General features: G+C 55.0%; 4 protein-coding genes and 1 pseudogene. 2 read left to right on the top strand and 3 right to left on the bottom strand.

The annotated features are described in order from the left end of the window. Positions 1 to 247: pseudogene (locus FEM54_RS27045) on the bottom strand (BPL-N domain-containing protein); the annotation flags it as partial. A gap of 125 nt (positions 248 to 372) precedes the next feature. On the opposite strand from FEM54_RS27045, the gene FEM54_RS27040 reads away from it, so the two are divergent. After that, a complete protein-coding gene (locus tag FEM54_RS27040; protein ID WP_099548977.1) occupies positions 373 to 828 on the top strand; it encodes a VOC family protein in 456 nt (151 codons plus the stop codon). A 67-nt stretch (positions 829 to 895) separates the two neighbouring features. After that, positions 896 to 1,522, top strand: a complete 627-nt coding sequence (locus FEM54_RS27035) for a LysE family translocator (protein WP_138453703.1) — start codon at positions 896 to 898, stop codon at positions 1,520 to 1,522. Positions 1,523 to 1,594: 72 nt separating this feature from the next. Here FEM54_RS27035 and FEM54_RS27030 read toward each other — a convergent pair whose 3' ends face one another. Together FEM54_RS27030 and FEM54_RS34175 are read right to left on the bottom strand one after the other, a co-directional pair. Continuing rightward, positions 1,595 to 3,166: a hypothetical protein gene (locus FEM54_RS27030; protein WP_138453702.1), complete on the bottom strand. Its 1,572-nt coding sequence runs from the start codon at positions 3,164 to 3,166 to the stop codon at positions 1,595 to 1,597. 44 nt (positions 3,167 to 3,210) lie between these two features. Further along, entirely contained in the window at positions 3,211 to 3,366 is a 156-nt protein-coding gene (locus tag FEM54_RS34175) for a hypothetical protein (RefSeq protein WP_171045909.1), read from the bottom strand. Between the last annotated feature and the right edge of the window lie 424 nt (positions 3,367 to 3,790).

Genomic DNA, 3,790 nt, shown 5'->3' with positions numbered 1-3,790 from the left:
GAACATAGAGGTCATAGCGTGCAAGGTTTTGCGGGGTGATGTCGATGGCTTCATCCGCGCCTACAAAGTCGATCTGATAGTTGGGGCTGAGCCGCAGCAAGGCGTTTTTGACGTTCTCGGAACAGTCATCACAGCCCGCCGGGCCTCGGTAGATGGCGACGTGGGTGATGGGCGTTGCGGCCTGTGCCCAGGGTGATTGCAGGGTGGCGAGTACAAAAAATGCGGCAGCGATGGCGGGCAATTTCATGGTTGAGGGCTCGGCGAACAGGGGTTAGGACTGTTCGAAGCCTATATCGAACGCGACTTTCAATTCGTTAACAGTTGTAAATCGGCTACTGTCGCCTGAATCCACACCCGCCAAGAGGGCCTGTAATGGAGCTGAAGTTCAGCCACGTCGACGTACTGGTCGAGAACCTTGAAGAAACCTGCGCTTATTACGCCAAAATCCTCAAGGCCAAAATCTCCAACACCCAGGTGTGGGAACGCGGCGGGCTGCATGTGCGATATGCGGTGGCGTTGATGGGCCTGGAGCGTTTTATGCTGGTGCAGCCGGTGGCGGGCAACTTGCGCGAGCTGTTGGACGCGCACGGTGAGGGCATGATTTATCGGCATTGCTACACCACGCCGGATATCGAGGTGGCCTATGCCGAGTTGATGGCCGAGGGTGTGCAGCCGCAGGATGAAAACGGCCGGCCCTTGAGCCTGGCGGATCTACAATCGCCGTCCGGCACACGGATCATTTGGTTGCCTAAGCGCTTCGGGCATTTCTCTATCGAGATTCTGGAGGAGAAAGGCTTGGAGGCGTTTATGGTCGCCGCGTTTGCTTGATCGGCGTTGCATTGGCTGCCTACATGAGGATTACTGTAGGCCGCGCCCATCTGCGAGATAACCCGCCATGTTTGAATTCACTGCCCTCGTCACCTACATCGCCGTGGTGCTCGGCCTTTTCCTGATCCCCGGCCCTTCCGTGCTGCTGGTGCTCACGCGCACGATTCAAGGCGGGCGCAAGGTCGGTGTTGCGACCGGGCTGGGTGTGGCGTGCGGCGACTTGATTCATACACTGTGCGCAGCACTGGGGCTGTCGGCGATTTTGATGACTTCGGCGGCGGCGTTTAATGCGGTGAAGTGGGCCGGCGCGGCGTATTTGATCTACCTGGGCGTGCGGGCGTTCATGTCCAAAACCGGCACGTATGCGCGATTGGAGCTACCGGCGGTGACGCCGCGCCAGGCGTTTTTCCAGGCGATTGGGGCTGAGGTGTTGAACCCGAAAACGGCGATCTTCTTCCTGGCGTTCCTGCCGCAATTTGTACACCCGGAATCGGGTTCGTCGTTGGTGCAGTTTGCGCTGCTGGGCTTGATCTTTTCGGTACTGAGCGCGGTTTATACGAGTTTGCTGGCACTCTCGATTCGCCCGTTAAGTCGCGGGCTCAAGGGGCTATCCAAGCTGCGTCGGTGGGAAGGCAAGATCATCGGCACGCTGTTTATGGGGCTGGGGCTGAAAGTAGCGTTTCAGCAGCGATAGGCAGGCGCGGTGCGACATCCTGATCGAAATTGCTTTTTCCAGAATAAGCGCACCCTTTCTCACGAAAGCCGCCTACAGTTGATGATCGTAACGAGCGACTCTCAGCATGGCGTAAACATATTCGAGGTTCTCTTGCGTGGGTTCGTCATGACGCAACCAACGCACCTGAATGCCAAGGTATCGCGCCCATTCGACGCCCTTCTTGAAACATTGCCATTTACCATTCTTGGCGGCGACTTCCACGTATTGGTTCACCAGTGAATACTGGAGCCGGCCACATCGATACTTGGCGTTATCAAAAGCGGCCTGATAGAAGTCCATCGCAGCTTTAAAGTCTTCCTGGCGATAGTGGTAGACCGCGCGCAGCCAAGGCTCCATCCAGCACAAGTGCTCTTGCATTTCACAGGCTTCAACTTGCTCGGCATATTCATCGATCTGCGACCACTGGGTACCTGAGTCGCGTTTGAGTGCAAAGCCTTGCTCCAACATGTCGGCAAAACCTTGCGGCGCGTTCAAGAGTAACTTGCGCTGATAAATATCCATGCAGCTGTGCACGACAAATGGACCATATTTACTGGTGAGGGCCGACAGTACGTCCTGTCGTATAGGCTGATCGGGCCGGGCCTCTTTTAGGCGCTCTAACGTGTCAACCACGGCATCGAGCTTGCCATGAAAGAACTCCCAGTACTGACTGCACGCATGCTGCCAGACCTGCATGGCGACATCGGGTGACGTCTGACGGTGAATGACCGGGTATATTTCAGCTTTGAATTCGTTAATGTCCTCTGCAATCCAGTCTGAGTAAGATCGAAACTGCGTGCAAACGTCCTTCAAGTAGTGAGCGTCGTAGACTTGTACAATCTCCTTGGCGACGTAAGTCGTTACCCTGGCAACGACCAAGGCGGTCAGGATGCTGGCCTGTAATTGCGCAGGGACTTCTCGCCCGTGTTCGGCCAATGTGCAGAACGAATCATTAAAGTTTTTCATCAGCGCCGGGAGTGCAGGGAACGCGGCATCTCGGGTCCAGTTGATGGCATTGTCGAGATGGTTTTGAAGCGGGGCGATTTCAGTCGCGGCGTTTTTCCCTGGATAATGAAATTGTGTCTGCGAGCTGCCGCACCGCTGATAAGCCCAACGCATTACCTTCTCTAAAGGCAAAGTCAGCTTACCGTCGTCGGCGATTGACGGCAGGTACCAGAATGCGTCTTCGGGTGTTTCGAGTTCAAAATCAGCGATCCGGTAGTGAAGCAAACTCCGATTCAATGACACCACCAATAGCCGAACAGCTTTGATGGAGATGAAATATTGAAGCGTGCGAGTTTTTTCCAGAAACGTCCCCTCGTTGCGTACCAACGCGTTGTAGGCATCATCGAGGTCGGCCAGGCTTTCGCCAATCGCACCCACTATACGAATGCTCGGCAGATAACCGGTGAGGATATAGCTGAGTAGTTGAACGGCCTCCCCATAGTTTGCAGCCAGATGCCCTTCTTCCTTGACGAGCCTTTCCAGCTGTTTCTGAATCTTTTTTTTCGACTCGTCATCAAAGTCGCCCGCGACCTTGTTCTTGCGAGGCAGAACGCCGAATGCGTCGTAAGCAAACTTGAGTAACTCGCCTTGTGTGGCAAAACAAACGTTTGTGTTCATTGTGACTCCTTGATGCCCCGGCCCGAAGGCCGGGGGGCGCTGTCCTAGCGCCGATTGGGGTTCAGTTGTTTGCCACGATTACCGTGAACATCAGCATTGGTTGGGTTTGAACCGCTGGTTCCACGGTTATTATTCAATGCATCGGCGCGATTATTTTGCTGATGACGCTGGGAATTGCTGCTTGCTGGCTGCTTGTTCATCGTGCTCTCCAAGTGAGTGGGTAAGGCAGTTCAATCCTATGCACTGGACTTGGAGGCGTATCCCGGAACGTTGGCGACGTACTTTTTGCCTTCGCGTTTTATGCTCTAAAAACCCTGGCCCGCGTGTCCCAAGTGATACGTTATGACGCCAGCCTCCGTTTCAAGACGATAATTCAAAGGTCGGAATGTGCAAGTTTTGCCATGATGATGGTTAAGATGGCCAACCGAAGTGTTTACTCTCTGGATTCCACTCGATGCCCCCAACCACACGCGACACCGCCCGCCTCGAACGCCGCCTGGTCGCCACGTTGACCGACGCCTGCGAAACCGCCAAGGCTGAAATCCCGGGCTTCGAGTGGCTGACTCACACGGTTGATTACGCTGCGTTCCCGCAAAGCCTGCGGGTGATTTGGGTGTTCGATAC

The sequence above is a fragment of the Pseudomonas edaphica genome (assembly GCF_005863185.1).
In the GTDB taxonomy this organism is placed as follows: Bacteria; Pseudomonadota; Gammaproteobacteria; order Pseudomonadales; family Pseudomonadaceae; genus Aquipseudomonas; species Aquipseudomonas edaphica.
This window is presented reverse-complemented; position numbering and strand designations above follow the sequence as displayed.